Below are 23,460 nucleotides of genomic sequence, written 5' to 3'. Positions count from 1 at the left end.
ATTATTGTTTTTTGTTAATGAAAAATTTGGGCTTGGTAAGGAGAATAATTGCTGGTAAAAGAGTCATACTTCCTAAAAAGCTTACGATTACGGCAATGGCTACTAAAAAACCAAACTGATTTAATGGAGGAACAGAACTAGTCATTAGAACACTAAAACCAAGTGCTAATGCTAAAAAATTGAATAGTAATGCTCTTCCTGATGATTTATAGAATTCTGAATAAGCTTCTTTTATTGGTAAGTTTTTTTCATTTAAAAAGTATTTGAGTCTATCTATGGTATGAACGGCAAAATCTACTCCAACTCCAATAGCAATGGCTGCAAACATAGAAGTTCCTACAGCTAACCAAATATTCATAACTCCCATAACTGTGTATATGAATAATACTGAAATGGTAACAGGAATAACCGTCAAAATACCGGCCGTTATAGACTTGAAACTAATAGCTGATACAAATAATACTACCAATAGTGCTATTATTGCTCCTACAAAGTGATTTACACCAAGTTTACCAATCCAATGTGTATCTATGGCTACCTTACCACTTAATGTTGCTTTTATTTCAGAAGAGTTAAAATGTGAGTTTATATATTCTTGTGCATTTTTAATAACTTCTTTTTCATTGATATATTCACCAGAATTCATTCGAAATCTAACATTGGCTAACTTATAATCGTAGTCTACATAATTGTCAAAATCTGTTGGATCACCACTTGCTGAATACAATAAAAAGTATTGTGCAACCAATTGATTATTGTTAGGGATTTTATAAAATTCTTCTTGGTTTTCGTGCATTGATTGATTCATTTTTTTAATAAAATCAACAATTGATGTACTTCCTTTTACATAAGGAATCGATTCTACATAGTTTTGAAGAGCTTCTATTTTGTGAAGATGTTCTATTTTGAATAAATCTTCATTCTGTGGTGTTTCAATAAGTACATCCAAATATGAAGTTCCATCAGTTTTATCATTAATTAACTTATCGGCAAGTACTATAGGTTCATCTTCTTGAAAGTTTTTAACACGATCTTCATTTACTAATAATTTTAAAGCTCCAGTAATTCCTAATATGATAATAAGCACTCCAGTAATGAGAATTGTTTTAGGTCGTTTTACAACTAATTTGCCTAGTTGTAACATTAAATCACTAAACTTATCGACTTTATCTATTGACTTAAAGACACGGCTTTTTTGAGGTTTTAGAAGCATCATTGCAGAAGGGATCATAAATAAAGCATAGAGTAATGCTACTAAAACGCCTAATGCACCAAATATTCCAAAATAAATCATTGGCGGCATATAAGAAGATAATGCAATCGATAAGAAACCAGAAATTGTTGTGAATGAAGTGATTGCTATAGGTCGCCACATTTTTACCATTGTTTCAACCACCAATTCTTTTTGAGTATGATTTGGATGCTTCACTGCCAATTCATAATATTCACCAAGAATGTGAATACCGTCAGCTACAGCTATTGCAATAAGAACTACTGGCAAACCGTTTGTGATGACAAAAAAGTCAACTCCAAATGCAGCCATTAATCCTAGTGCTATGCCAACGGAAGCCAAAACCATTAAATTTGGAAGTAAAACACCTCTTACCGTTCGATATGCAAAAATTAATATCAACGCTATAATTAAACCAGCAAATGGGTTTGTTCGCATGGCATCTTCATCAATATATTTAATTAAATAACCACTTACTGCTCCTTCACCTGCTAAATAGAATTTATGGTCTTTTTCATTTAAACTAGAAATCATCTCATAAAGACTATTATAGACTTCGTGCTGTTTCATCTCATAACTATCCAGCATTTCAGCAACAATCAAGGTTGTCGTTTTATCATTAGAAACTAGGCTTCCTTGATATAACTCAAAATCGTCAATGCTTTTAGATACTTCTATAGCTTTCGCTTCGGTCAATTCTTCCAATTCGTAAAATGGTTCAACTTTAATTCCTGAATCTGTACCAACAATATTGTTTTCTGTTGCTAGGCTTGTAATTTGATCTGGATCAATACCCGGGACAGATTTTAATTTTTCACTTATTTCATGAACAATTTTTAATGAATTTTTATTGAAAACTCCTTTTTCATTTACAATTGCTATAACCATAGGGTCTTTAAGTCCGAAAGTTTCCTTTAGTAAATCTCGTTTTATAAGTACTGAATCTTTTGCTGGAAGAAAAGCATCATAACGTGTATCTTTTGTCAGCTTTGGAATAAAAAGGACTGAACCTACAAATAGGATTCCACATAGTATTAAGATGATTCTATAATTACTGGTTACATTTTTAAAAAATGCTTCTACTCTATTTTGTTTCATGTTATAAATTATTATGTTGTATATACAACATTGTGATTAAAAAAATATTATTTTAATTTTCCTTCTAATTTTTTTAAATTTTCTATTCCCGAATCTCCAAGTTTAAGAGTTAATTCATTCATTATTGTTTCCCAAACTGGAACTAAATTTTCGACTAATAAAATTCCTTCTTTAGAAAGTGATACCGTTGGTCTGTAGTTAGAACTTCTATCAATGTATCCTTTCTTGGCCAATATTTTAATATTCCTACTTACTGTAGATCTTTCTAATGATAATACTTGCCCAATGGTACCTTGTTCAACATTACCTAGCTTACTTATAGCAAATAAAATGGTCATTTGATTTTCTGTTATATCAAAATCTGAAATATAGCTTCTAAACACATTATCCACAATACGTGATAATTGCCTTAATCTAGAACCTATACAATCTTGAAATTCATACTTCATGATGCAAATATAAGAATAATTGTTGTATATGCAACATATGTAATGTTTTCATGTATAGTTAATAGGCTTCACTCCACTTTAGCTGTTTAAAAAAACATTTTCTAAGTACTGTTAATCAATATTTTAATAAGTTATTTTTCAGGTCTTAGTGTTTCAATAATCTTAGCATCTACCCAGAATATATCTACATTATCATAATTACCGGGAATCATATTTCTATTGAAAAAAAGGTATTTTCCATCTGGTGTTACGTATGCAACTGCTTCCCAACCTGGAGTATTTATTTTATCTCCCATATTAATAGCTTCTCCCCATGAACCATCTTGCTGTTTAAAACTTATATAGATATCAGAATCTCCATATCCGTTCTCTCTTTCACCATCCCAAATTAAATAGGATTCATCTGGCGCTATAAAAGGATGTGCGTTCATTTTTCCAGTATTAATCTGCTTGCCAAATACTTTAGGTTGCTCACGTTTTCCATCTATTAACCTTGAATACCGAATAACGCCATCTCCGTTAGGCATTCCTATTTCGTCAAAAACATACATTCCTTTCGAAGAAGTCGTAAGTCGCATAATTTCTATTTCTTGGAAAGATGAGTCTAATTTCTTTAACGCTGACCAGTCACCAGTTTTGGTACGTTCTTTATATTGTCTGCCCAAATGCATCGTTTTTCCATCTGGAGCTATAAAAGGAGTTCCTCTTCTAGGTGATACAATCGACTCTTGCCATTGATTATTTTTATGTTGAAAAACAACAAGTTCTTGTTTTTTAGTATCCGCATTATGTCTAATAAAATAGAACTCTTTTAAATCTGGAGTAAAAACACCACTAACTTCCCAACCATCAGTTGTCACCATACCTGGTGCAAAAGGTTCAGGTATTAAGCCTGGCGGTTGTTGCCCAAGGTATAGATTTTCTACAGTTGGTAAGTTATGATCTTTTGAATGCTGTTTTTTAGTATCGCATCCATTAAAAAATAATCCGAATACTAGTATTAAAATAAAATACGATTTTTTCATTGTATAAACTTATATAATATATGTTACTACTTAATAAAAGCTGGTAAAACTCTCTCTGCGGTCATTTGGAGAGTTTTGTTATCGTTATTAGTATTCATTTAATTCTCTTAATAATATTTTTATTTACTTTTTTGTAATTGCTCAAGCTTATGTTTAGTACGATTATTTTGAGGATTTAATTCAAGTGATTTGGAGTAATTTTTAATAGCCAAATCAATTTCCCCTGCTTTCTCACAGGCTTCAGCATACCCATCATATACTTTGTAACTATCTGGATAGAGCATGATATTTACTTTAAAAACATCTTGTGATAATTTCATTCTATCCGCATGGAAAAAATCATATCCTAAGTCATTTAAATAATCCTCAGTAATTGTTGGGTAATCAGGGTTTTGTTCTTTTTTGATTTTATATGCATTCAATGCTTTTTCATAATCACCTTCAAGAAGGAATTCTATTGGTTCTTTTGTATCAGCATGCGTTTTTATAAAAGTTGAAATTAGTGTTCTGGTGTTGCTATTTATATGAACTAAATGGAGTGCTTTATTTTCAAGATTTTGTTTGAATTGAATAGTTCTCGAGGAGTTTCTTCTAACAAAGTTACTATCTGAGATTTTGATGAGTTCTTCTGCTTCTTGGTCAAGGATATTTTTATAGAATAGTTGATTGTCCTTTTGAAAAACTTCTACAATGCTACCGTTTTCCATATATCTACCAGTAATTTCATTGGTTAAAGATTGTTCAATTTCTATTTTTTTATGTACTGGAACAAAATTGTCCCAATCATACGTCAGCGCTACAGAGCGAATCACTTCGGCATTAAAAGCAGGAAACGTAGAGTTGGTCATCACAACCACACCATAACCTTTGTCTCTATGAGCCATAATCTCAGCATAAAAACCTGTATTCCAACCGTGATGCCTTAAGTAGATTTCATCTTTTATATTAATAAGTTGAAACCCTAAACCCAATGTAAATGACCAATTAGAATTACTCACTCCATATGGTGTGCCCATTAATTCTGTCAGATCTTTTGATAATCCTTTAGTACGATTACCTTTTAAGGTTTGCTGTACGTTGGTTATAAATTTAGCGTAATCCTCTGCAGTTGTCCATAATCCACTTGAAGCCATTGATGGGTTGATATTTCTTCTACCTTTTACCATTGAACCATCTTTCAAATAACCTGTTGCTGCCTTCGTTAATTGGGCTGTAGTAAGTGATTGGTTAAACGTACTGTTGTTCATTTCTAAGGGTTGCAACACGAGTTCATGCATAATCTCAGGGAATGTTTTTCCATCAACATCCAACATCATTTGTTGAATGGGCACATAGCTAGTATATGCAAAACGTACACTTTCTCCAGGCTCTTTATTTGTAGTGACTGGCTCGTTTGTAGCTGGATAAGTTCCGCTTAGTATTTCTACAAGTGTTGGAATTTTTTCACCTATACTATATGATCCTGTTCCTCGAGGATGTATTCCAGCAGAATGATTTAACAAATTTCTTATGGTTACTTTCTTTTCTTCAGTAAATTCATTTTCTGGTATTTTCCAAGATTTTAGATAACTGTTTACATTTTCGTCTAAGTCTAATTTATTTTGTTCTACTAAACGTAATGCACCATAGGCCGTTACTGGCATACTAGTTGCCGCTGCTTGGAAAAGTGTTTGTGTCGTTACTGGAGTTTTACTTTCTTTATCCATTACGCCATAACCTTTTGCCCAGGCAATTTCACCATTATGTATAACAGCAATACTAACACCTGGAATGCCATAGTGTTTCATACGTTCTTCTATAGACCATGTTGAATCACCAGTTATGTGCACACGAGTTGTAAGACCTGTTTCTACTTTTTGAATTAAATCAACTTTAGTATCAGTTTTTGGTTTTTCTGTACATGATTGAAAAAGAAGTAAGATTAATAGAACTGAAATACTGTTTTTCATGTTGTTTATTATTTATAGATGTTTGAGAATGACTTGTTAATTATTATTTTTTAAAAGCTCTTTTTTTAACTGAATGAAATCCACCCAATACATGTTTCCTGTCCAATATGTACTTCCATCTTCCCTTGTTTTTTCATGACCTCTGGAAAAAAATAAATATTTCCCATCTGGTGAGACTGTTGCTGCTCCTTCACTAATTTTAGTGTTTATTTTGGGTCCCAAACTATAAGATTTAGTCCAAACACCATTTTTATTGAAGCTGATGTATAAATCACCATTTTCATATTCTGAAGTTCTTTCTGCATCGTAGATAATGTAGCTTTCGTCTGGTGCAATAAATGGATGAGCTATCCACTTACCAGAATAATTTATTTCATCGCCCATTCTTTTAATAGTATTATAATGACCATTCTCGTTGATAGCATAATAAATACCTTCATCCTCTGAACCAGGTCCTTTTCCAGAAGTGAAATATAGATTGCCATTCTTGGAAGGCGTCGTACACATTATATATCTATTTACAAATGGATTGCCCAACGGAATAGGCTGTCCCCATCCATTTTCATTTCTTTCAATATACCACTGATGTAAACCAGATGATTCGGTAGCATCATTAAGCGGTCTTCTGCTGCCAAAATATAGTCGATCTCCATTTGGGCTAAAGCGAGGGTGAAAATCTAGGTATTCCTTGTTGGTAGAAAAAAAGGCTACTTTCGGTTTTGACCATTTGCCATCTATTAATTTCATGGTATAGATGTTATGACTCTCTTCTGGCTTTCTGCGGTTGAAAAACAGTTCGCTCATATCAGGACTGAAAGTAATTGAACCTTCATTATGAAGCTCTGTTGAAATAATTCCTGGAGCAAATACTTCAGGTGTTAAACCAGGTGGCTTTTGTCCAAAATAGCGATTTTCTAAACGTGGGAAATCTGAATGAGCTTTCTTATTTTCTTGAGCAAATGCCATACTCAGAGATATAACGCATACGAATAACAGCAATTTTGAGAACCGCATTTCCTTTCTAATATTACTATGTTCGATGTACTTGACTAATTTTTGCATAACTGAAAGACATTTAAATAAGTTTTTGCGTTTTACAAACTTGGCTCTTGATTTTCATCTATCCAAGTTATATTATGTCAACTGCTCTATGTATGAATGAACGACTCCAAGAGGATGATTATAATGAGTATATTGCGCCAGTAATCTTCATTCAAATGAACTTGAGACCTTTACTATATTTTTTTTTAGCATGTACGATGTTACTTGTGACTTCTTGTTCTCAAAAACCTGTTTTTAAGAAACATGAAACCGTATTTCAGATTGGAGATCAACAAGAATGGGCAATGAAAGGTTTGAATGATCAGCACTGGAAAAAGCGCATAGCATTCGTGCCTGATGGTCAAGTTTTTTGGTCAAGGACTAAAATTGAGATTCTAAAAACCTCTGAAACATTACATCCATACGGTTTGATGCTACAGGTTTATGGAGAATATGAGGTTTTTTGGGATGGCGTTTTAATTGGGAAAAACGGAAATCCTGGACAAGAAGCAATACTAGAACCTAAAGGTAAAATGTGGGCCACTTTTAGTATTCCTAAACACTTAACAGAGATAGGAGAACATCAGTTGGCGCTACGATCAAGTCTTTATTATTTTCCTGATCATACAGGAATAGAAGATATGAAAATCGATGATTATAATGATCTACAAACAGATCGACTCGTTGAATCTTCATATATGCATCTCTTTGCAGGAGCTTTTCTTATTGCTTTCTTCTATTTTCTTTTTCTCTTTCTAACGAATAAAAAGGAGTATGCTACATTAATTTTTAGTATTTGTTGCTTTCTTTTTTTTGCTCTGATATTGGCAGAATTCAGTAAAGTCTATATATCCATTCATTACAGTTTGCATGTGATACGCTTAAAAATCATAGGTACACTAATGCTTAGTATTTCTTTTTTGATTCCGTTTTACTTTTCTATGCAGTTTCCTTTTCCAAAACGAAAAGTACTATTGACTATTTTTGCAGCCATTCTATTGTATTTTTTCCTATCGAGACATGTTTTTGAATTGAAACCTAATAACATGACTTTAAGTATGTGGCTAATTTCATTTGGAATCGTTTTATTTGGAGTTTACAAAAATATCAAAGGCGCTCGCCTTGTACTATTGTCACTCCTACTTTCTATATCTATTGGTTTTTTCACTCCTTTTGACAAAAGCTTATTTGTAGGTTTTAGCTTGATTCTTTTGGGTATGTTTTATTTGCTTTCTCTTAGAATCAAAGAACAACGATTGGCATATGAGACTTCTTTGGTTCAATCTACACGTTTGCGTTTGGAATTACTTAAAAAGAACATTCAACCTCATTTTATAATGAACACGTTAACTTCTTTAATAGATTGGATAGAAGAAAGCCCAAAAAAAGGTGTTTTGTTTATAGAAGCTTTAGCTAAAGAATTTGATCTTTTGAATCAGATCGAAAATAAAAAATTGATTCCCATTACTCAAGAAATAGCGCTTTGCCGTACACATCTTGAAATTATGGAATATAGACAAGAAATCAATTACTCTTTGCAAGAAGAAGGTATCGATGTTGAACAAAATATACCACCTGGGATTTTCCACACATTATTAGAAAACGGTATTACACACAGCTTGCCGTTAGAAGATAATAGCATAAAATTTAGACTCGTTTTTGAAACAAATCGTGATTATAAATGCTATACATTTTTAACCTTTGCAACGCTTGTAAGTCAAGCTACAACTAGTAAAGAAGATGGTACAGGAATAAAATACATAAAGGCCCGACTCACAGAAAGTTATCATGAACAGTGGGATTTTACGTCAGAACCCACAAATAACGGTTGGAAAAACACTATAAAAATATATTTGTAAGAAGATGAACATTTTAATTGTTGAAGATGAATCTAGAATTGCCAAAAGAATTGAACGAATGACTCGTGATTTTTTTGGAGAAAGATTACAATCGTTAAAGTATATTAATACACTACATGAAGCATTAAAATTCATTGAAAATAACTCATTAGACCTTGTGCTCTTAGATTTGAATCTTAATGGCAGTAATGGTTTTGACCTGTTAACTACAGCGGTTTCTAAGTCGTTTCATACAATTGTCATTTCTGCTTACAAAGATCAAGCAATTACTGCTTTTGAATATGGCGTTTTAGATTTTGTACCTAAACCGTTTAATAGAGAACGATTGGAACAAGCTTTACATCGTGCTATCACCAACGAAAAGGTAGAAACGAGTGCTATTAAGTTTTTAGCTATAAAAAAAAGACATCGAATACAATTAATTCCTATTGAAGAAATACTTTATATTAAAGGAGCTGGCACGTATTCTGAAATCTTTCTAGCTAATGATACTAAAGAATTACATGATAAATCACTTGAAAAGCTAGCACAATTATTAGCACCTACTTTTGAACGTTTTCATAAATCATACTTAGTAAAGATGTCTGAAGTCAAGGAAATTAGTGTGCAATCTGGAAGCAAATATATCGCCGATCTAAAAAATGGAACACGTATTCCTATCGGAAGAACCAAATACAAAGACATAAAAGCAAAGTGGTTTTAAGTAGCTTGCTTATGGATGAATTCTAATATAAGAAAAAGATAGTTCAATTACCTCTTTTTCTTCTTTTTTGGAGTGTCATCTTTTGTAGTAGCTGCGCCAGTTTCTGCTAAATAATTAGCAAATATTTTATCTACTAATTCTTCTTTTGTTAAATGATGAAATATCGTTTTTATTTTCGCTTTATAATCTTCAGAAACATCACGATTAGGTTTTGTTTTGAATATTTTTTTAGCCCATAACAAACCATTATTTTCTTCAATGCTTTGTGCATCAGCTTTTTTAAATTCCTTAAAAACAATGCCTAATTCATCTTCAAATTCAGGAATTTCTACTACTTCTTCTTTTTGTATGACAGATAAGGAAAGTCCTTTTGCTCCTGCTCTAGCCGTTCGTCCACTTCTGTGTACATACGTATCATACGTGTCTGGCAAATGATAATTGACAACATAAGAAACTTCTTTTACATCAATACCACGAGCCGCCAAATCGGTAGCGACTAAGATATCTATGAATCCTTCTCTGAATTGTCCCATGATACGATCACGAATTCCTTGTGTCAAACTTCCATGAATTGCGCCAGAAGAGAATTTATTGATCGCTAGTTTTTTTGCTAGTTTATTAACAGCAGCTTTGGTTTTACAGAAAATAATACCGCGTTCACCTTGCTTAGAACTTAAAAAATGAAGTAAAACTTCTAGTTTTTCTATCGGTTCTACTACTACATATTGATGCTCAATTCCTTGATGACCAACTGTTGACATGTCCGCTTCAATATGCACTACATGTTTGGACATGTAATTTTGAACCAATTGTTTGATGGTTCCAGGCATTGTCGCCGTAAATAGTAAAGTTCTTCTCGATTTAGGAATTTCTTTTATAATGCTATCCAATCCTTCTTTTAACGCACTTACCATCTCGTCCGCTTCATCTAAGATGAAATAAGCGATGTTTTTGATGTTGATAGCTTCACGTTTTACCAAATCTGCCAAACGTCCAGGCGTTGCTACTATGATGTGTGTCGCTTCTTTTAAACGTTCTATTTGAGGTTTTATAGGAACGCCTCCACAGATAGAAGCAATAGAAATTTCAGGACTGTGTTTTGCAAAAGATTCCAAATTGTTATAAATCTGTTGTCCCAATTCTCGTGTTGGTGTGAGTATGACAGCTTGAATTGCTGTATTTTCAGTATCAATAAGTTGAACTAATGGCAAACCAAAAGCAGCAGTTTTTCCAGTTCCCGTTTTTGCTAAAGCAACCACATCTTCTTTTTGATGTAGTACAACCGGAATCGTCTTTGCTTGAATATCTGTCGGAACAGTTATTTGCAAGTCCGCTAAACTCTGTTGTAATTGCTCATTAATTCCTAAATCTGAAAACTGCTTTGACATGAAAAATAATTTTCGGCAAAGATAGTTGCAGTTTTGAAAGATGTGGTGTTGATTGGATTATTTTTTAGCGAAATTTACGCATACTCTTTATAGAATGATTAAATACATGATTTGGAACTCTTATTACATTCTTACTTCACACCTACACTTTCACCTATTATACATTTTTATAAACCTTATTCACAAAACTTTAACAGAAAAGCTTTTAAAACAATGTAAGTAGTATTCTTTTTTGACGACATATAATTCTCATGAGAATTATACCGTATACCATTTTATATTACTTTTTTTATGTGATTTTGATTTTCACTTCATATAATTTATCTGCTCAAGTAATTAATAAAACAACTTCTTATAAAGCGATAGAGGAAATAATTCTTGAAAATAAGTATTCAAATTTAAGTTTCGCGAAAAGTTATGCCACTAACCTACTAGAAAAATGTCAAAAAGATTATAATGAACATTATCTTTATATATCTCTTTATCAATTAGGAGATATTTCCAATATAGAAGGATACTACAATGATGCTATTTCCTATAGTAATCGTTTGATTCAGGTTGCTGAAAAACGTAAAAATAAAACCTATTTATTTGAAGCCTTATTAATTAAAGGAAATGCTTATTACCATCTAGGAAATAATCAAAAGGCGCTTTCTATCTATATGGAAGCATCAGAAATTGCAGAAGAATATGATAATGTTGCTTTAAAAATTAGAGTTTCTGATAATATAGCAAAGATTAAGGAACGAATTGGTCAACATGAAGAAGCTTTAAGAACATATAGAAATAATTTAAAACTCACTAGAAAGGTTAGGAATAATACCGATTTGGTTATTAGTACACTTATGGGAATAGAAAGAGTTTATCTAACCTCCAATAAACCCGATTCTACCTTGCATTATAGCAAAATGGGGCTCAGTATCAGTGAAAATAGAAATAATCTTGAAGTAGTGAGTTACTTTTACAATGATATGGGAAAGGCCTATTTGAAAAAAGGTTTTTATAATGAAGCAATTAAGTATTTTGAGAAATCTGAAGAACTAATTATACAGCTCAATAATAAAGCACGACTTACGGAAACCTGCTATTTTATAGGATATTCTTATTACAAATTGACAAATTTAGAAAACGCAATTAAATATTTTAAAAGAGTAGAACAAACTGTAACTACTGAAAGAGAAACTTTTAGCAATAACTTTAATCCGCCAGAACTTCAATTTGCTTATAAACTGATGGTTAAGGCTTATGAATTGCAAAATAAAAATTTTGAAGCATCAATTTATACTCAAAAGTATATTACGTTATATGAACATAATGATCTTAATAAAGATGAAGTTCTTAAAGAATTATTTTTAATAAAAGAGAATGAATTACAGTCGTCATTAGACTTAGCATTGAATGAAAAAAATAAAGTACGCTATTTGTTATTATTTATAGCACTAATTATTTTAGTTTCATTTTTTACAATTTTAAAGTTTAGAAGAAATAAAAAACTGAATAACATTGCGTTTCAGAAACTTTTAAAAGAAACCGAAGATGTAAAGCCTAAAAGAAAAGATGAATTAATTATAAAAGATGAAAAGGCAGCAGTTATTTTACTTGGGTTAGATAAATTGGAACAAACACATTATTTCCTAAATACCAATTGCAGCTTGCGTAGTATGGCCAAAAAACTAAAGACCAACACAACGTATTTATCTAAAACTATTCATAAGTACAAACAGCAAAAGTTTTATCAATACATTAATGGATTACGAATTAATTATGCACTAAAACGATTAAAAGAAGATCGAGCATTTAGAAACTATTCTGTTGAATGTATATCAGAAGAATTAGGTTACAAGAGCGCCAATTCATTTACAAAGCACTTTAAAACGCATACCAAATTATATCCTTCCTATTATATTAAAAACTTAAATGAGTATGAAAAAAAATCAACCTCAAATTAAGTAAAATGCGTTTAAACTAAAATAGTGCTCAATTCTTTGTAATTCACTTAAAATCAACTACTCTGCTGAGATTTTATTCATAGTAAATCTTAAAATTTACATCTCTTTTTATTGCGTTAAAAATAGATATTTTTACACAGAAAACTCAACCTCAAATCATGCTAATTACGGGAGAATAGGTTGTTTCATATTGCTATAATTCAATAATTTTAATTCCAATACAGATCTAAACAATATTCTTTCGCGAAGAATACATAGACACAAACTGTGAGTGTCTTTAAATGTTTACAGGAATTATATATCAATAATTAATTTTTATATCCATGAAATATAATCTTTCAATATTTTTAATGATTTTAGCCGTTTTTATAACTTCATGTTCTGAAGATGAAATTGCTACAGAAACGAATCCTGAACAGCAAAAAGAAGTTGCTATTATTTATAAAGGTGTTTCATACCTTACAAAAACAAATGATGACAACGGACTTGACAAGACTAAATTAAATGATGAAATCATCAACGCTCTTAATTCGGCTCATATATTTGATTTTGGAGAAGAAAACAAAGTATATTTATTTGATACAGATGAAGAATTAGAAGCATTCTCTAAAAGTTTAAAAAATAACGAAATACAGGCTAAAATCCCAGTTGGAACTACAAGTACATCATTTTTTGGTGATGCATATTTTAGAAGTAATGCTCGTGAGGATATCGTTAATAATTTTGCTCGTGCCGAACTACGTCATTATAATAATTGGCATGATATAATTTCTTCTCTTCATATTACAAACTCTCTTAATACAACTTTTTATGTACGATTGTATGAGCATAAAAATTATGGAGGAAGAACACTTACTTTTTCTGTTCCGAGACATACTGTAAGGTTTGTTACAAATTTACAGCACTACAATTTTAATGATATTACCTCTGGTATACGCGGTTGGCATTAATTAAATAGCATATTTAATATTTTTTAATAAAGGAAATAACTTAAACCTTAACAATGGTCGCATTGTTAAGGTTTTTTGTTTTGTATAAGATTCAGTTTAACTATTTAATCTTCTTACTAATGCCTATTTTTACAAATTATAGTATTTACCAGCATATATGAGACATTTAAAAGAAACAGCAGAAGATAAAGACAAATCAAAGTCAAGGGCGACTTTAAAACAAGCGTTTAAAACGATTATTTGGCCTCGACGAAATTTAGTTTTTATCGGCTTACTATTGATAATCATTAGGAGTTTGTCAGGTTTTGTTTTACCACTACAAAGTAAAGTGTTGATGGATGAAGTTGTACCTAATAAAGATTACAATCAATTGTATACATTAATTTTTATTGTTCTTGGCGCTATTTTAGTTCAAGCAGTTACCTCTTTTTTGCTCACTAAGGTATTGAGTATACAAGCACAATATTTAATTAGTGAATTGCGTGCTCAAGTGCAAAAGAAAGTATTGTCCTTACCAATTAGTTTTTTCGATAACACAAAATCAGGTGCTTTAGTATCTAGAATTATGAGCGATGTTGAAGGTGTTCGTAATCTTATAGGAACAGGATTAGTGCAATTAGTTGGTGGAACGTTTACAGCTATTCTAACTTTAGTTATTTTACTAAAAATGAACGTTTGGATGACACTTTTTACATTTATTCCCTTGTCAATTTTTGGAATCATTGCTTTAAAGTCATTTAAATATATTAGACCAATTTTTAGAACCAGAGGAAAAATTAATGCTGAAGTAAAAGGACGATTAACCGAAACTTTAGCAGGTATTCGTGTGATTAAAGCCTTTAATGCCGAAGAGCAAGAAAGTAAAATTTTTGAAAAAGGTGTGGCTAATATTTTTAAGAATGTTAAAAAAAGTATGACAGCAACCGCTTTAATGACGAGTTCTTCAACCTTTTTAATAGGTGTTGCAACGACAGGAGTTATGGGTATTGGTGGTTATTATATGATTGAAGGCACGATGACTTTTGGTGATTTTCTTCAATTTACATTTCTATTAGCATTTATGGTTGCGCCAATTGTGCAAATGAGTAATATTGGGAGCCAGTTAACGGAAGCATTAGCAGGTTTAGATAGAACTGAAGAGCTTATGAATATGACTGCCGAAGATGATAATCAAGATAGAATTATTCAGTTAAAGACTATAAATGGTGATATTGAATTTAATGATGTTTCATTTTTTTATGATGAAGGAAAAGAAGTCTTGCATAATATTAATTTTAAAGCACCAGCTGGCTCTGTGACAGCTTTAGTTGGAAGTTCAGGTTCCGGGAAATCAACTATTGCTGGACTATCGGCTACATTTTTAACACCACAATCGGGTAAAGTCACTATTGATAATCAAGATTTATCGCAAGTCAAATTGAGCAGTTATCGCCAATATTTAGGTGTAGTTTTGCAAGATGAATTTTTATTTGAAGGTACGATTCGTGAAAACATTATGTTTCCAAGACCAAATGCTAATGAAACAGAAGTAACAAATGCCGTAAATGCAGCGTATGTAAACGAATTTACCGACAGATTTGAATTAGGTTTAGATACTTTAATTGGAGAAAGAGGTGTGAAACTTTCTGGAGGTCAGCGTCAACGTTTAGCAATTGCTCGTGCTATTTTAGCAAATCCTAAAGTTCTTATTTTAGATGAAGCAACGTCAAATTTAGATACCGAAAGTGAAGCGTTAATTCAGAAAAGTTTAACGGAATTAATTAAAGACAGAACTACTATTGTTATTGCGCATCGTTTAAGCACGATAAAAAAAGCAGATCAAATTTTAGTTATCGAAGCCGGACATATTGTTGAGCGCGGAACACATGATCAATTGATTGCTAAAGAAGGTAGATATTATGAGTTATATACCTATCAAGCAAAAATATAATTGAAGAAACCTTAAAGTTATTACCTTCTGATCGTAACGGTTTCTTTATTTAATGTAATTTCCAAAAATGCACCCAATTCAGCATCATTCATAAATGTAGCAGCTCTAGTTCCTATTTGAGCCTTTACCAATATGTAACCTTGCAAAAGATTCGTAGATGCATTGTAACAAACGGAATCAAATGTAACACCTAAATACTTATCAGCTTTTGAACTTTCAATAACAAGAATTGGAACTTGTCCATTTTTCTCAAGACCGTATCGTCTTCCTGGAAATACATCTTCAGATATGCTTGCATTTTTATATGTATTTGCATAGTGGCTTCTACCAACATCTAAAGTATACTGTTCTGTTTGTGAACCTACTTCAACTGAAAATGCTATTTTAAACTGTTTTACCATTGGACCAGCTGCCCAAGGTCTAAATCTACTTGGTTTATCTTTAAAGTTTTTAGCTTCATCAAATCGATCGGAAGCATCTTTTACAATGACCATTACTTTTGATCCATTAGCGTTTTCCCACCAAAGCAGTTCTGAAGGATGTATTTCTGGTCTATTACCATGTACTTCTTCTCTAACCCAAGGACCATAAACACAAATTTGTTCATTTTGTACAAATAAGGTACTATCTCGTTCTGTCATAAAATAATGATAATCATTTAGTGCTGTTGGAGGTGTAACTTCAGCTTCCATACATGGTTGGCCACGACATGTTTTCCATTCATCATCAGGTCGCTCTCTATATGGTCTTACTTCGTCTATTAGTCTTTCAAAGCTAGCATTAGGATTTATATTTATATTCCAATCATATTCGCTAGCTCCTCTAACATTATCAAATACACCTTTAGTAACACCATAGCTTTCAAATGTACCACATAATACTTCTCTAGTTCCTAGTATTGGATACCAGTTTCTTCCCCATAACACAGGTTTAAGAGCTGCTGCAGTACTAATGTAATCACCAGTTGGATCTCCACCATCAATACCAAGCATTTCACCCATTACTTTTGCAACTTCTTCTTCTTGAATACGAGTACATTCATCACAATCATCGACGTTAAAGTATCTATTTTTGTCTTCTTGGAAGTTAAAAATCCCCAGAGAAGAATTGTTATGAATGATAAAGTCACTAGGACCATCAACGTTAAAGTCTCCAACACCTTTATAATCATTCGATCCTGGAAAACTAATTTCTGAACCATTAAATGCAGTATTCTTTGCTAATATTATGCTACTAAAAAAATTCCCTGATTCATTGACACCAATAATCGCAATATGTGTATTACTTTGTATGATAAAATCACTAAGATTATCACCGTTAAAATCACCAATTGCCAAAATTTCATCTGTCGCTTTATATCGCCAAAATGAATCTCCTAAATACTCTCCTACTTGTCCAATGGTAACTCTGGTAAAGTCTCCTGAATCGTTCACACTAAGTATAGAGATATTGGTTGCACTTTTTATGATAAAGTCACTACGATCGTCTCGATTGAATTTTCCAATACCTAAAATTTCATCTGTCGCTTTATATTTCCAAAACGAATCACCTAAATATTTGCCTCTACTTCCTATGGCAACACGCGTAAATTTTTTATTTTCATCTAAACTTAGAATCGATAGATTGGTATTACTTTTTATAATAAAATCACTATGGTTATTTCCATCAAAATCTCCAACACCTAAAATTTGATCTGTCAGTTTGAATTTCCAAAATGAATTGCCTAGATAAGAGTTACTAATTCCACTGGTAATTGCTTTAAAACGTCCATTATCATCAACACTTATGATGCCTAAATGACTGTTGCTTTTAATTATAAAATCACTTCTATTATCATTATCAAAATCACCTATTCCTAAAATTTGATCCGTTCTTTTATAAAGCCATCCACCTTCAAACCTTTGATTGTTAGCAATAATACTTGTTGTTAAAAAATTGCTGTTATTGTCTAAACTTATAATTCCCAACCTGGAATTGTTTTGTATTAAGATATCGTGCTTATAGTTTGGGTGAAAATATCCAACACCTTGTATTTTATCATTTGTACTGACTCTCCAACCTTGTCTAGACGATGCTGTTATCGTTGAGCCATTTGCTGCCTGTTCAACTGTAGCAAATTTGTTATTTGCATCTAATGCAATAATCCCTAGACCTGACCGACCTTGAATAATAAGTTCGCTTCTATTCGCAAAATTGAATTTACCAACCTGAGAGATCTTATCTTCGGGTCTCAATATCCAACCATTAGTACCCAAGTGACTCGGAAAATAATTTATGCTATTATTTTTAACAGCTATTTGTTCAAAGCTTCCTTGAGCATATACGCCATTAGTAAAAAAAAGCACTGCTAAACTTACAGTTATGTATAGTGGGAAATTTAAGCCTTTATATTTCATTTTAAATGATTTTAAATTATGAAAATACTTCTATCCGAAAATATTTACTTCATCAGAAGATATGATATGGTTTCCCCTTGTTTTTAAAGGGTTTTTTTCCTGTATAATTTTTAAGATTTTTTCTATATAATTATAGAAATGATTTAATATAAGAAAAAAGAGGTTTTGTCCATATGATAAAAGCCAAAAATTGTGATTGTCAATACTTCTATTTGAATAGTTTTTTTAGACCTTTTTTTCGTTTGAAAATTGATTTAACATCTTTTAGATCTAGTGGTTTATCAAAAATAGCTAGTTCATCTATTAAGCCAATATAACCCAAACCTAGCATTATTTTGCCTTTTTCTGTTTCCCATGTAAATGGATCATTGATATCTTTTATAACGCCTTTAAATTCCCCATTTAGATATAGTTTGAATGTTGATTTTGGAGTATTTACTTTTGAATAAGTAATGACGATGTGTGTCCATTTTCTTTTCTGAAAAGGAGGCTTATTTACGGTAACAGTACGCTTTTCCCACTTAGTTTCATCGTTTTTGTTTTCTGGATTCCACACGTCTAAATCTCCCATAGCTCCAAATCTAAATTTTCTAGGATCATGATCTGTGAAATCTACCCATAAAGCCGCATCGTTATATTTATGATCCGTAATACATATTGGATCGCAATAGCCAGGAGCTAAGTCTTTGTTAGGATCTAATTGCAACCAAAACGAAACGGAACCACTCCATGATTTACTACTGTAACCAACATTTTTATAAGCTTTATAAAAAATAACAGACTTGTTTTGCTTTTTAAAGTGAAGTGCATCACCTGTAAGACCTTTGTTTTTAGCTAACACAACATCTTTACTATGTAAGCCCGATTTGGCATTAGCTATTTTTTTATAGTTTTCTGCTGTATACATCATTGCATCGCCAATAGAAAAGTCTGCGGATAGTTTTTCGTCAAATGAACTATAGAAAAGGATATGATTTTTTAATTGTTTGTTTTGTGAAAATGAAATATTCACAATGAAAAATAAGAATACGCTAGATATAGATAAAAGCTTAGTAGTTTTCATGGTTTTTTATTAAAAGTTAAACATTATTAAGACTCCATTCAATAGCTGTATGTGCATGAATTTTTCCAGTGTCAAATAGTGGAATTTCTACATCTGATTTTGATATTAGAATAGGTAATTCTGTACAACCCAAAATGATACCTTGTGCTCCTTGATTTTCCAGTTTTGTTATAATCTCAATTATCTTTTGCTTTGAAGCATTTGTAAACTGTCCTTTTACTAATTCAGTATAAATTATATCATGGACAACTTGTCTTTCTTTGGCATCAGGAATTAAAATTTCAAGGCCAAAATCATTCATTAATGTTTTGGTGTAAAAATCTTTTTCCATGGTAAATTTTGTTCCTAATAACGCTACTATTTGTAAGCCTTGTTTTTTGATAGATTCACCAGTAGTTGTAGCAATGTGTAGAAAAGGAATCGTTACATTTTCAGAAATGTAATGACTTACTAAATGTATTGTGTTTGTACATAATAAAATAATGTCTGCTCCAGCTCTTTCTAACTGCTCTGCTGCTTGTTTCATGAGTTCTCCAATAGCATTCCAATCGCCTTTAAAAGTCAATCGTTCTATGTCAGCAAAATCGACAGAAACTAGTATACACTTTGCAGAATGTGAACCTCCTAATAGCGTTTTTGCTTTGGTATTTAAAAACTCGTAATATAGTTTTGATGATTCCCAACTCATTCCTCCTATTAATCCTATTGTTTTCATTTAATTTTAGTTTCTACAAAGCTATAATCTATAGATATACTCGAATAGTTTTGAAATTGAGATAAATAAAACCATCACTGAAATTATTTCAACTACAACTTATAAGTAAGCAACTTATCTTTGTAAGTATGGAACTCAAATATTTTAGACTCATAAAAACAATTGCCGAAGAAGGCAGTATTGCTAATGCTACAGAACATCTCTTTTTAACACAGTCAGCTTTAAGTCATCAATTACGTGAGTTAGAAGAACGATTGGGTTTTAAAGTATTTCACAGAACAAGAAATAAATGGGAATTAACTCAAGAAGGTGCTGAATTATATAAATTGGCTAATAAATTATTTAGTACTATTGATGAAGGTTTTAGCGCGATAAAACATATTAATGAAGGTTCAAAAGGAACTATTAAATTAAGTGCTGAATGTCAATCATTTTTTCATTCCATTCCATCATTTATACAAAAAATGGGGATTCTTTATCCTGAAATAGAAATAGATGTAAGTCTTGGAGCAACGCATCAAACAATATCACAAGTATTATCAAATGAAATAGATATTGCCATTGTAACTTCAAAACCTGAATCTGAAGAACTCTTAAGTATTCCTGTTTTTAAAGATGAAATTTTTGCGATTATGCATGAAGAGCATCAATTAAATGATTTAGATTATTTAGACGCAAGTCATTTTGGAAATGTACATTTAATAATCAATTCTTTTCCATTAGATGGTGTAGCTGTTTATCAGCAATTTTTAAAGCCAAATAAAATACATCCAATAAAAATTTCTGCAATTCCGTTTACTGAAATTACATTAGCAATGATACATGCCAATATGGGAATTATGTGTGCTCCAAAATGGCAATTAACTCCTTTTAAGCTATCTAAAGAATTGGTTTTTAAACGTATTGGAAAAAATGGTTTAAAACGAAAACATTACTTAGTTGTAAAAATGAAGCATCGAAATAAGAAATATATTCATGATTTTATCTCTAGTTTTGAGGAAGATTTTTTGGAGGTATAATTCACTTAGCTTACAATTGTGTTACTTGTTATAAAAGTATCTTTTTGCTAAAAAAATAGTTGTCTTAAGGAAAAAATAGATTTGTTAGTATGTGTATATCCTTTTTATAAGGTATCTTATGTACTCAAAATCAACTACCTCCATTATGAAAACTTCCTTTTATATACTCACATTACTTTGTTTGTTAACGAGTTGTAAAGATACTGTTGAATCAGAATATGCTGTTATAACTGATAAAGTTCCAACAGATTTGCGCTCAGGAGCAACGCCAAATGAAGCTGCTACGTTTGCATGGGATACTTTTTTAGCAATTAATACACCAACAACTGACGGAACAGGAACTCAATGGGAAAACTACAAAGAAGCCTATGATATCTTTTTGGATAATGCTAAAACACCTTCGGATTGGGGAAAACCTACTCCAGGAAATCAAATAATATGTGATAGTATTAACACGAACCATAAAATTTTACGAACTACATCCAAAATAAGTCCGTTGATTACAGAAACAGCGCAAGCAGTTGGTGGAGTGCTTATTGATAAAAATTCTAATCTGGTGCATTATGAGGTTTATATGAATAAACCAATGTTTCAATATGTATTAGAGAATCAATTTTATAATGCTTTAAAACAAGCAGGAAATCAAATCAAATTTCCTACGGGAAGTATGGAACTTAAAGCCTCATGGCGAATTTTAGATTCTGAAAAAGATGATATAAGTCGTTATTATACTTCTAAAGCTATTGTGTACATTCCGGATACTGATACTATTAAAAATGATTCTATTCCTGATGCAGTACAAAATAATATTAAATACTGTTCAGAACAATTAGTTGGTTTAGTAGGACTTCATATTGTGTATAAAACACCTTCTAATCCTAATTTTGTGTGGATGACTTTTGAGCAAAATGATAATGTGGAAACAGAAGCCACAATAAAAGCTGGTATTACGCCTTCTTTTTATGATCCTTCAAAAGCTATCGATTATTGTGAAGATAATAGCCGACAACGTGATTGTCCTGATCAAATAATGACACAAGTAACAAGGCAAAATCCTATTCCAGACTGGGTAAAAAAATCAAATAAAGACTATCAAGAGAAGTTACATAAAAAAAAATCTGTTTGGGAACATTATCAACTTATTGGAGTGCAATGGCCTACAGATAAAACAAAAGTAGGAAATCCAATACTGCAAAATTTAGCGAATAGTAGCATGGAGACTTTTAATCAAACTGCTAGTAGTTGTATAGGTTGTCATGCTTTCGCACGATCTTCCAATCCTACTATTTTATCAGATTTTAGTTGGGTAATGGGAAGAGCACAAGATCCTGTTGCCAAATTACCTGAACCTAATGGACCCGATTTATTAAAGTATGTAATGCGTGTGAATCCATATAAAAAATGGGGAACTTGGCCAGATGATCAATGGAATGTTTTTAGTAAAGCGACTCCTGGTGAAAATCCACATGGAAAAATGATTAAAATTTATGTAAATGATATTGCTTTAAATGCTTATACTGACAATCCTACAACAATTACTACGTTGCCAATTGGAAGTATTGTTTTGAAAGAAAATTATAGAACGATTCCGCCTGGTGAACCACATTTTAGTGACTTAGTAGAGTTAACCATTATGTATAAGGCAATAGATAAAGATGGTAAAGTACGTTGGTTTTGGGAAAAAGCACGTCCATTTGGTCCTGTAGATTCTGCTAGTTTTGATCAGCAAGGATGTATCAGTTGCCATATGAACTGGAAAGGTAATGGTGATGGAATGTTAAGTTTTAATTTTGGAAAAAGACCTGTGATTACAGAGAAACCATATAGTCCTGATGATAAAGAAACAATAATTGCACCTAAACAATCACATGATTAATCGGCTATAATTCAAAGTTTTATATATAAAAAAAACCCATCAATAATTGATGGGCTTTTGTAAAGTTTGAAGTATATATTAAATAACTTTTACGTTTACTGCGTTTAAACCTTTTCTTCCTTCTTCAAGATCGAACTCAACTTCATCACCTTCGCGAATTTCATCGATTAAACCTGAAATGTGAACGAAATGTTCTTTGTTTGAACCTTCTTCAATTACGAAACCAAATCCTTTAGTGTCGTTGAAAAATTTTACTGTTCCTTTACTCATTGTACTATATTTAATTTTTAATAATACTAACCTATATTCAATTACTGTGCCAAGAATGATAAGATTCCTAAAGAATAATTAATGTATGTTTCTTAAGCATTCTCTAGCGTACGCTGCGTTCTTCTGTACATATATTTAGGATATATCATACGTTTGGCAAAACGATTTAGATTTCCAGCATTCATCATTTTTTGAAAAACCTTTTTAGTGATTCCAAAATATTCATAGGTAGAACCATCCGTAAAAGTCAATTCTAACAACAAACCTTTGTGTTGGTAATCTGCAATTGCTGAATTGGTGATCGTTTCTGTATATTCTGGTAAGTTTTTCTCTTTCGTTTCAGGCGCCATACTTACTAAGAAGTGATATCCGTCAATAATTCTTCGGCTATTAAGTTCTGCTTCTTCCTGTAAAGCATCTCCATTTTGAAATTTATCTGGATGCCATTCTTTCACCAAATTACGGTAACTCTTTTTCAACGTTTTTAATTCGATTTCGTTTTCGACTCCAAAGAGTTTCTTGTATTCGTTTATGCGTTTCATGTCAAAA

General features: G+C 31.7%; 18 protein-coding genes. 7 read left to right on the top strand and 11 right to left on the bottom strand.

Going from position 1 to position 23,460, the window contains the following annotated elements:
* Nucleotide 1 precedes the first annotated feature (1 nt).
* The 5 genes from ACUUYC_RS19235 to ACUUYC_RS19215 form a co-directional block, all read right to left on the bottom strand.
* Nucleotides 2-2,329, bottom strand: coding sequence for an efflux RND transporter permease subunit (locus tag ACUUYC_RS19235; RefSeq protein WP_474268415.1), 2,328 nt, complete (start codon nt 2,327-2,329; stop codon nt 2-4).
* A gap of 47 nt (nt 2,330-2,376) precedes the next feature.
* Nucleotides 2,377-2,778: a MarR family winged helix-turn-helix transcriptional regulator gene (locus tag ACUUYC_RS19230; RefSeq protein ID WP_474268413.1), complete on the bottom strand. Its 402-nt coding sequence runs from the start codon at nt 2,776-2,778 to the stop codon at nt 2,377-2,379.
* A 131-nt stretch (nt 2,779-2,909) separates the two neighbouring features.
* A complete protein-coding gene (locus tag ACUUYC_RS19225) occupies nt 2,910-3,803 on the bottom strand; it encodes a TolB-like translocation protein (protein WP_474268412.1) in 894 nt (297 codons plus the stop codon).
* A gap of 119 nt (nt 3,804-3,922) precedes the next feature.
* Nucleotides 3,923-5,752, bottom strand: a complete 1,830-nt coding sequence (locus tag ACUUYC_RS19220; protein ID WP_474268410.1) for a serine hydrolase — start codon at nt 5,750-5,752, stop codon at nt 3,923-3,925.
* 36 nt (nt 5,753-5,788) lie between these two features.
* Nucleotides 5,789-6,718, bottom strand: coding sequence for a TolB family protein (locus tag ACUUYC_RS19215; RefSeq protein WP_474268409.1), 930 nt, complete (start codon nt 6,716-6,718; stop codon nt 5,789-5,791).
* 188 nt (nt 6,719-6,906) lie between these two features.
* Here ACUUYC_RS19215 and ACUUYC_RS19210 point away from each other — a divergent pair, with 188 nt between their 5' ends.
* Together ACUUYC_RS19210 and ACUUYC_RS19205 are read left to right on the top strand one after the other, a co-directional pair.
* A complete protein-coding gene (locus ACUUYC_RS19210; protein ID WP_474268407.1) occupies nt 6,907-8,652 on the top strand; it encodes a histidine kinase in 1,746 nt (581 codons plus the stop codon).
* 4 nt (nt 8,653-8,656) lie between these two features.
* Nucleotides 8,657-9,355: a LytR/AlgR family response regulator transcription factor gene (locus ACUUYC_RS19205; RefSeq protein ID WP_474268406.1), complete on the top strand. Its 699-nt coding sequence runs from the start codon at nt 8,657-8,659 to the stop codon at nt 9,353-9,355.
* 47 nt (nt 9,356-9,402) lie between these two features.
* Here the strand turns inward: ACUUYC_RS19205 and ACUUYC_RS19200 are convergent, their stop codons facing one another.
* Nucleotides 9,403-10,743: a DEAD/DEAH box helicase gene (locus ACUUYC_RS19200; protein ID WP_474268404.1), complete on the bottom strand. Its 1,341-nt coding sequence runs from the start codon at nt 10,741-10,743 to the stop codon at nt 9,403-9,405.
* A gap of 251 nt (nt 10,744-10,994) precedes the next feature.
* On the opposite strand from ACUUYC_RS19200, the gene ACUUYC_RS19195 reads away from it, so the two are divergent.
* The 3 genes from ACUUYC_RS19195 (at nt 10,995) to ACUUYC_RS19185 (ending at nt 15,572) form a co-directional block, all read left to right on the top strand.
* Nucleotides 10,995-12,692 carry a helix-turn-helix domain-containing protein gene (locus tag ACUUYC_RS19195; protein WP_474268403.1) on the top strand — a complete coding sequence of 566 codons (1,698 nt, stop codon included), beginning with the start codon at nt 10,995-10,997 and terminating at the stop codon, nt 12,690-12,692.
* A 323-nt stretch (nt 12,693-13,015) separates the two neighbouring features.
* A complete protein-coding gene (locus tag ACUUYC_RS19190; RefSeq protein ID WP_474268401.1) occupies nt 13,016-13,642 on the top strand; it encodes a hypothetical protein in 627 nt (208 codons plus the stop codon).
* Nucleotides 13,643-13,799: 157 nt separating this feature from the next.
* On the top strand, nt 13,800-15,572 hold the full coding sequence (locus ACUUYC_RS19185) for an ABC transporter ATP-binding protein (RefSeq protein ID WP_474268399.1): 1,773 nt from the start codon (nt 13,800-13,802) through the stop codon (nt 15,570-15,572).
* 20 nt (nt 15,573-15,592) lie between these two features.
* Here the strand turns inward: ACUUYC_RS19185 and ACUUYC_RS19180 are convergent, their stop codons facing one another.
* The 3 genes from ACUUYC_RS19180 to ACUUYC_RS19170 all read right to left on the bottom strand — a co-directional run bounded on the left by ACUUYC_RS19180 (nt 15,593) and on the right by ACUUYC_RS19170 (nt 19,746).
* Entirely contained in the window at nt 15,593-17,968 is a 2,376-nt protein-coding gene (locus ACUUYC_RS19180; protein ID WP_474268398.1) for a hypothetical protein, read from the bottom strand.
* A gap of 208 nt (nt 17,969-18,176) precedes the next feature.
* Nucleotides 18,177-19,031: a LamG-like jellyroll fold domain-containing protein gene (locus tag ACUUYC_RS19175; protein WP_474268396.1), complete on the bottom strand. Its 855-nt coding sequence runs from the start codon at nt 19,029-19,031 to the stop codon at nt 18,177-18,179.
* Between the two features lie 16 nt (nt 19,032-19,047).
* Nucleotides 19,048-19,746, bottom strand: coding sequence for an aspartate/glutamate racemase family protein (locus ACUUYC_RS19170; protein ID WP_474268394.1), 699 nt, complete (start codon nt 19,744-19,746; stop codon nt 19,048-19,050).
* Between the two features lie 128 nt (nt 19,747-19,874).
* Here ACUUYC_RS19170 and ACUUYC_RS19165 point away from each other — a divergent pair, with 128 nt between their 5' ends.
* Together ACUUYC_RS19165 and ACUUYC_RS19160 are read left to right on the top strand one after the other, a co-directional pair.
* The gene (locus ACUUYC_RS19165; RefSeq protein ID WP_474268393.1) at nt 19,875-20,765 is read left to right on the top strand and encodes a LysR family transcriptional regulator; all 891 of its coding nucleotides are present in this window, start codon (nt 19,875-19,877) and stop codon (nt 20,763-20,765) included.
* A gap of 145 nt (nt 20,766-20,910) precedes the next feature.
* Nucleotides 20,911-22,641 (top strand): hypothetical protein, encoded by a 1,731-nt coding sequence (locus tag ACUUYC_RS19160; RefSeq protein ID WP_474268391.1) that lies wholly within the window; start codon nt 20,911-20,913, stop codon nt 22,639-22,641.
* Nucleotides 22,642-22,719: 78 nt separating this feature from the next.
* Here ACUUYC_RS19160 and ACUUYC_RS19155 read toward each other — a convergent pair whose 3' ends face one another.
* Together ACUUYC_RS19155 and ACUUYC_RS19150 are read right to left on the bottom strand one after the other, a co-directional pair.
* Nucleotides 22,720-22,911, bottom strand: a complete 192-nt coding sequence (locus tag ACUUYC_RS19155; protein WP_474268389.1) for a cold-shock protein — start codon at nt 22,909-22,911, stop codon at nt 22,720-22,722.
* A 92-nt stretch (nt 22,912-23,003) separates the two neighbouring features.
* Nucleotides 23,004-23,453, bottom strand: coding sequence for a KTSC domain-containing protein (locus ACUUYC_RS19150; RefSeq protein ID WP_474268387.1), 450 nt, complete (start codon nt 23,451-23,453; stop codon nt 23,004-23,006).
* Nucleotides 23,454-23,460 lie beyond the last annotated feature (7 nt).

The organism is Kordia sp. E, assembly GCF_056033805.1.
The sequence above is the reverse complement of the archived record's forward strand: the minus strand, read 5'-3'. Positions and strand labels throughout refer to the sequence as shown.

What these genes read in the sequence shown, in the direction of transcription:
- ACUUYC_RS19200 (WP_474268404.1), bottom strand. Translation starts at nt 10,743, where the DNA reads ATGTCAAAGCAGTTTTCAGATTTAGGAATTAATGAGCAATTACAACAG.
- ACUUYC_RS19185 (WP_474268399.1), top strand. Translation starts at nt 13,800, where the DNA reads ATGAGACATTTAAAAGAAACAGCAGAAGATAAAGACAAATCAAAGTCA.
- ACUUYC_RS19235 (WP_474268415.1), bottom strand. Translation starts at nt 2,329, where the DNA reads ATGAAACAAAATAGAGTAGAAGCATTTTTTAAAAATGTAACCAGTAAT.
- ACUUYC_RS19155 (WP_474268389.1), bottom strand. Translation starts at nt 22,911, where the DNA reads ATGAGTAAAGGAACAGTAAAATTTTTCAACGACACTAAAGGATTTGGT.
- ACUUYC_RS19205 (WP_474268406.1), top strand. Translation starts at nt 8,657, where the DNA reads ATGAACATTTTAATTGTTGAAGATGAATCTAGAATTGCCAAAAGAATT.
- ACUUYC_RS19225 (WP_474268412.1), bottom strand. Translation starts at nt 3,803, where the DNA reads ATGAAAAAATCGTATTTTATTTTAATACTAGTATTCGGATTATTTTTT.
- ACUUYC_RS19160 (WP_474268391.1), top strand. Translation starts at nt 20,911, where the DNA reads ATGAAAACTTCCTTTTATATACTCACATTACTTTGTTTGTTAACGAGT.
- ACUUYC_RS19190 (WP_474268401.1), top strand. Translation starts at nt 13,016, where the DNA reads ATGAAATATAATCTTTCAATATTTTTAATGATTTTAGCCGTTTTTATA.
- ACUUYC_RS19220 (WP_474268410.1), bottom strand. Translation starts at nt 5,752, where the DNA reads ATGAAAAACAGTATTTCAGTTCTATTAATCTTACTTCTTTTTCAATCA.
- ACUUYC_RS19210 (WP_474268407.1), top strand. Translation starts at nt 6,907, where the DNA reads ATGAATGAACGACTCCAAGAGGATGATTATAATGAGTATATTGCGCCA.
- ACUUYC_RS19150 (WP_474268387.1), bottom strand. Translation starts at nt 23,453, where the DNA reads ATGAAACGCATAAACGAATACAAGAAACTCTTTGGAGTCGAAAACGAA.
- ACUUYC_RS19170 (WP_474268394.1), bottom strand. Translation starts at nt 19,746, where the DNA reads ATGAAAACAATAGGATTAATAGGAGGAATGAGTTGGGAATCATCAAAA.
- ACUUYC_RS19175 (WP_474268396.1), bottom strand. Translation starts at nt 19,031, where the DNA reads ATGAAAACTACTAAGCTTTTATCTATATCTAGCGTATTCTTATTTTTC.
- ACUUYC_RS19230 (WP_474268413.1), bottom strand. Translation starts at nt 2,778, where the DNA reads ATGAAGTATGAATTTCAAGATTGTATAGGTTCTAGATTAAGGCAATTA.
- ACUUYC_RS19180 (WP_474268398.1), bottom strand. Translation starts at nt 17,968, where the DNA reads ATGAAATATAAAGGCTTAAATTTCCCACTATACATAACTGTAAGTTTA.
- ACUUYC_RS19215 (WP_474268409.1), bottom strand. Translation starts at nt 6,718, where the DNA reads ATGGCATTTGCTCAAGAAAATAAGAAAGCTCATTCAGATTTCCCACGT.
- ACUUYC_RS19165 (WP_474268393.1), top strand. Translation starts at nt 19,875, where the DNA reads ATGGAACTCAAATATTTTAGACTCATAAAAACAATTGCCGAAGAAGGC.
- ACUUYC_RS19195 (WP_474268403.1), top strand. Translation starts at nt 10,995, where the DNA reads ATGAGAATTATACCGTATACCATTTTATATTACTTTTTTTATGTGATT.